Here is a 4,999-nt window from a genome sequence, read left to right as displayed (position 1 = left end):
CGATTCCTCCTCTCGGCCACGCCACGACGGACCTGGCCGGTCAATAAAAAACCGCCCCGGGAACCGCCATGCGTGGTGGCGGCGCGTCGGGGCGGCAGGGTAATCAGAAGCTCATTTCGATCACATCGTCCGGCACCACCAGCGGGCCGGCGGTCTTGGCGACGATCTCCTCCACGCTCACCCCGGGGGCGCGCTCGCGGAGGATGAAGGTGCCGTTCTCGATCTCCAGGTAGGCCAGGTCGGTGAGCACCTTGCGGATGCAGCCGCACCCGGTCAGCGGCAGGCTGCAATGGCGCAGCAGCTTGGACTCACCGTCCTTCGAGGCGTGGGTCATGGTGACGATGATGTTGTCGGCACCGGCCACCAGATCCATCGCGCCGCCCATGCCCTTGACCAGCTTGCCGGGGATCATCCAGGAGGCGATGTTGCCGTTGACGTCCACCTCGAACGCCCCCAGCACGGTGAGGTCCACGTGCCCGCCGCGGATCATCGCGAAGGACTCGGAGGAGTCGAAGATCGCCGCGCCCTTGACCGCCGTGACGGTCTGCTTGCCGGCGTTGATCATGTCGGCGTCCACTTCCACCTCAGTGGGGAAGGCGCCCATGCCCAGCAGGCCGTTCTCGGACTGCAGCATCACGTCCATGCCCTCGGGCACGTAGTTGGCCACCAGGGTGGGGATACCGATCCCCAGGTTCACGTAGTAGCCGTCCTTCAGTTCGCGGGCCACGCGCTGGGCCATCTGTTCGCGGGTCAGTGCCATGTCGGTTTCCTCGGATTCGTCGTGTCGTGGTCAGCGAGTGGTGCGCTTTTCGATGCGCTTCTCGAAGGTCCCGCAGATCAGGCGATCGACATAGATGCCCGGGGTGTGGATCTGCGCCGGGTCCAGCTCGCCCGGCTCGACGATCTCCTCCACCTCCACCACCGTGATGCGCCCGGCGGTGGCCACCACCGGGTTGAAGTTGCGCGCGGTGTGGCGGTAGATCACGTTGCCGTAATGGTCGGCCTTCCAGCCCTTGACGATGGCGAAGTCACCGGTGATGGACGGTTCGAGGATGTAGTGGCGGCCGTTGAATTGGCGCGCTTCCTTGCCCTCGGCCACCGGAGTGCCGTAGCCGGTGGCGGTGTAGAAGGCCGGGATGCCGGCACCGCCGGCGCGCAGCTTCTCGGCCAGGGTGCCCTGGGGCGTGAGTTCCACCTCCAGCTCACCGGAGAGCAGTTGCTGCTCGAACAGCGCGTTCTCGCCCACGTAGGAGGCGATCATCTTGCGGATCTGCCGGTCCTCCAGCAGCACGCCCAGGCCGAAGCCATCAACGCCGCAGTTGTTGGAGACCACGGTGAGGTCACGCACCCCGCGCCGCCGGATCTCGGCGATCAGGTTCTCCGGAATGCCGCAGAGGCCGAAGCCCCCGGCCAGGACGGTCATGCCGTCGGTGAGCCCATCGAGGGCTTCCGCGTAACTGCCTACACGCTTGTCGAGTCCGCTCATCGCTGATCCTCTGTTGTTGTTCTGCCTGGCCTGCCGGCCGGTGAGTGGGATGCAGCTTCACCCGCACGGACTCATTTGTTAATTTTGTTTTTCCTCAGCATTGATCCGAAATCCTGATAAATGACCGTCAAGCAACTGCGCGCCTTCCTCGCCGTCGCCCAGAGCCTGAGCTTCGCCCAGGCCTGCGAACGCCTGCACCTGTCCCAGCCGGCCCTGTCCCTGGCGATCAAGACCCTGGAGGAATCCCTCGGCGGGCAGTTGCTGGTGCGCACCACCCGCAGCGTCGCCCTCACCCCCGAGGGCGAGACCCTGCTGCCCCTCGCCCGACGCCTGCTGGCCGACTGGGACGACGCCGAAGAGCTGCTGCACCAGCACTTCACCCTGCAACTGGGCAAGGTCGCCATCGCCGCCATGCCCTCCTTCGCCAGCAACCTGCTGCCGGTGGCGCTGAAGGCGTTCCGCGACCGCCACCCGAAGGTGAACGTCGCCGTGCACGACGTGATCAACGAACAGGTACTGGAAATGGTGCGCAGCCACCGCGTGGAACTGGGCATCGCCTTCGAGCCGTCGAGCCTGGAGGGCCTGGCCTTCACCCCCTTCTACAGCGACCGCTTCGTCGCCGTGGTGCCGGCCGGCTGCGCGCTGGCCGAGCGCGGCACGGTGAGCTGGGCGGAACTGCTGGGCGAGCCCTTCATCACCCTGCAACGCCCCTCGGCCGTGCGCCTGCTGCTGGAAGACAGCGTTGCCGCCCGCCACGGCCACCTCCCCGTCGCCTTCGAAAGCCACCAACTGGTCACCGTCGGCCGCATGGTCGCCCAGGGCCTGGGGGTCAGCGCCGTCCCCGGCCTGTGCATCCAGCAGATGGAAGAACTGGGCGCCCGCTGCGTCCCCCTCGACACCCCGCAAGTGGAACGCCGTGTCGGCCTGCTGCGCCTCGCCAGCCACCAACTCTCCACCGCCGCCCAGGCCCTGGCCGACGTCCTGCTGCACCTGCGCGACTGGGAGCACCAGTTGACCCCGGCGCGCACGCCCCACGGTATCGGCTGAGGCACACCGCCCCCGGCTTTCCCCCGACGCCTGGAGGGCCCATTATTCGGGCATTCCCGAGCACGAGGATGTCCCCATGAGCCAGCCCCTCTGGAGCCCGAGCCCCGAACGAATCGCCGCCACCCGGATGGAAGCCTTCCGCCGCCATGTTGCCGAGCGCCATGGCGTGGCCGTGCCCGACTACGCCGCGCTGCACGCCTGGAGCGTGGCGGACCGGCCGGCGTTCTGGTCGACCCTGGCGGCGTGGTTCGAGGTGCGCTTCCACCAGCCGCCCCACGCGGTACTGGAAGAAGGCCCGGCGATGCCGGATGCGCGCTGGTTTCCCGGCGCGACGCTGAACTTCGCCGAGCACCTGCTGCGGCGCCGTGATGACGCGCCGGCCCTGGTGGCGGTGGACGAGGACGGCAGCCGGGTGCAGCTCTCCCACGCCGAATTGGCCGCTCAGGTCGCCGGGCTGCAACGCAGCCTGCGGGCGCTGGGCGTCGGGGTGGGAGATCGGGTGGCGGCCTTCATGCCCAACACCTGGCAGACGGTGGTGGGCATGCTCGCCAGCGCCAGCCTGGGGGCGACCTGGTCGTCCTGCTCGCCGGACTTCGGCACCCAAGGGGTGATCGACCGCTTCGGGCAGATCGAACCCAGGGTGCTGATCGCCGCCGCCGGCTACCACTACGCGGGCAAGACCCTCGACCTCACGCCCAAGCTCAACGAGATCCTCGCCCGCCTGCCCAGCCTGGAGCAGTTGCTGGTGGTGCCCCATGCACGCCCGGACGCCCGGACGGAAGACTTCCAGACCCCGGCGCGGGTGGCGCTGTGGGGCGACTTCTACCAGCCCGGCGGCGACCCCGAGTTCGTCCCCGTGCCGTTCGACCAGCCGCTCTACATCCTCTACTCCAGCGGCACTACCGGCGTGCCCAAGTGCATCGTCCACGGCGTCGGCGGCACCCTGCTGCAACACCTGAAGGAGCATGGCCTGCACGGCGACCTGAAGGCCGAGGACAGGCTGTTCTACTACACCACCTGCGGCTGGATGATGTGGAACTGGCTGGTCTCCGGCCTCGCCCTGGGCGCCACCCTGGTGCTCTACGACGGCTCGCCTTTCCACCCCGCCCCGGAACGCCTGATCGACCTGATCGACGCCGAAGGCATCAGCCTCTTCGGCACCAGCGCCAAGTACATCGCCGCCCTGGAGAAAGCCGGTGTCAAGCCCTGCCGCAGCCACCGGCTGGAACGCCTGAAGACGGTGCTTTCCACCGGCTCGCCCCTGGCCCACGAAGGCTTCGACTACCTCTACCGCTGCTTCAAGACGGACCTCTGCGTGTCGTCCATCTCCGGCGGCACCGACATCGTCTCCTGCTTCGCCCTGGGCAACCCGGTGCTGCCGGTGTGGCGCGGCGAGCTGCAATGCAAGGGCCTGGGCATGGACGTGCAGGTGTGGGACGAGCTAGGGCATCCGCTGGTGGGCGAGAAAGGCGAACTGGTCTGTGCCCGGCACTTCCCGTCGATGCCGGTGGGGTTCTGGAACGACCCGAACGGGGAGAAATTCCGCGCGGCCTATTTCGAAACCTTCCCCGGCGTCTGGGCCCACGGCGACTACGCCGAGGAAACCGTCCATGGGGGCCTGGTGATCCATGGCCGCTCGGATGCGGTGCTCAACCCCGGCGGCGTGCGCATCGGCACCGCCGAGATCTACCGCCAGGTGGAGAAGATCGAGGAAGTGCTGGAGTCCATCGCCATCGGCCAGGACTGGCAGGGCGACGTGCGGGTGGTGCTGTTCGTGCGCCTGCGCGAGGGCGTGGCACTCGACGAAGCCTTGCAAGCGCGCATCCGCCGGGTGATCCGCGACAACACCACGCCGCGCCATGTACCGGCGAAGATCGTGGCGGTCAGCGACATCCCCCGCACCATCAGCGGCAAGATCGTCGAACTGGCAGTGCGCAACGTGGTCCACGGTCGTCCGGTGAAAAACACCGACGCCCTGGCCAACCCCGCCGCGCTGGAGCAGTTCCGCGACCGCGCGGAATTGGCTGACTGACAGGCACCCACACGGGGAAAACAGCCGAGCGAAGGGAAACTCCGCGTCGGGCGTTCGCGAGCAAAGCTCGCTCCCACCACCGCGTTAACCCGAGCCTCCTTGCGCAGGGTGGGCTTCGCCCGTGATACCGGCGTCCTCGCTACGCATGCGGTAGCCCGGACTTCAGTCCGGGATGGCAGGCTCCGTTCCCGGGCTGAAGCCCGGGCTACGTGTCTGCATGGTGGTACTCCCGCTCGATGGGCTTCGCTGCGCTCAGCGCCATCCTACGAAGTACCTGAGAGCCCGGGCCACGTACCACGCGCCGTAGGATGCGGTGAGCTCGGCGAACCGCATCAGATCACCGCACAGTGCTGCCGGGGTACTCCGGCTCGATGGGCTTCGCTGCGCTCAGCGCCATCCTACGAAGTACCTGAGCCCGGGCTACGTACCGCGCT

4 protein-coding genes are annotated in these 4,999 nt (G+C 67.9%); 2 read left to right on the top strand and 2 right to left on the bottom strand.

The window, feature by feature from the left end:
• Positions 1-103 precede the first annotated feature (103 nt).
• Both A7D27_RS26590 and A7D27_RS26585 read right to left on the bottom strand, forming a co-directional pair.
• A complete protein-coding gene (locus A7D27_RS26590) occupies positions 104-760 on the bottom strand; it encodes a CoA transferase subunit B (protein ID WP_069566646.1) in 657 nt (218 codons plus the stop codon).
• 30 nt (positions 761-790) lie between these two features.
• Complete coding sequence (locus A7D27_RS26585; RefSeq protein ID WP_044405780.1) at positions 791-1,486, bottom strand: CoA transferase subunit A; 696 nt, start codon at positions 1,484-1,486, stop codon at positions 791-793.
• A gap of 120 nt (positions 1,487-1,606) precedes the next feature.
• Between A7D27_RS26585 and A7D27_RS26580 the strand changes: the two genes are divergently transcribed.
• Positions 1,607-2,533: a LysR family transcriptional regulator gene (locus A7D27_RS26580; RefSeq protein WP_069566645.1), complete on the top strand. Its 927-nt coding sequence runs from the start codon at positions 1,607-1,609 to the stop codon at positions 2,531-2,533.
• Between the two features lie 76 nt (positions 2,534-2,609).
• Positions 2,610-4,565, top strand: coding sequence for an acetoacetate--CoA ligase (locus A7D27_RS26575; protein ID WP_069566644.1), 1,956 nt, complete (start codon positions 2,610-2,612; stop codon positions 4,563-4,565).
• The last annotated feature ends 434 nt before the right edge of the window (positions 4,566-4,999 follow it).

The organism is Pseudomonas sp. 1D4 (genome assembly GCF_001728925.1).
Lineage (GTDB): Bacteria > Pseudomonadota > Gammaproteobacteria > Pseudomonadales > Pseudomonadaceae > Metapseudomonas > Metapseudomonas otitidis.
The sequence above is the reverse complement of the archived record's forward strand: the minus strand, read 5'-3'. Positions and strand labels throughout refer to the sequence as shown.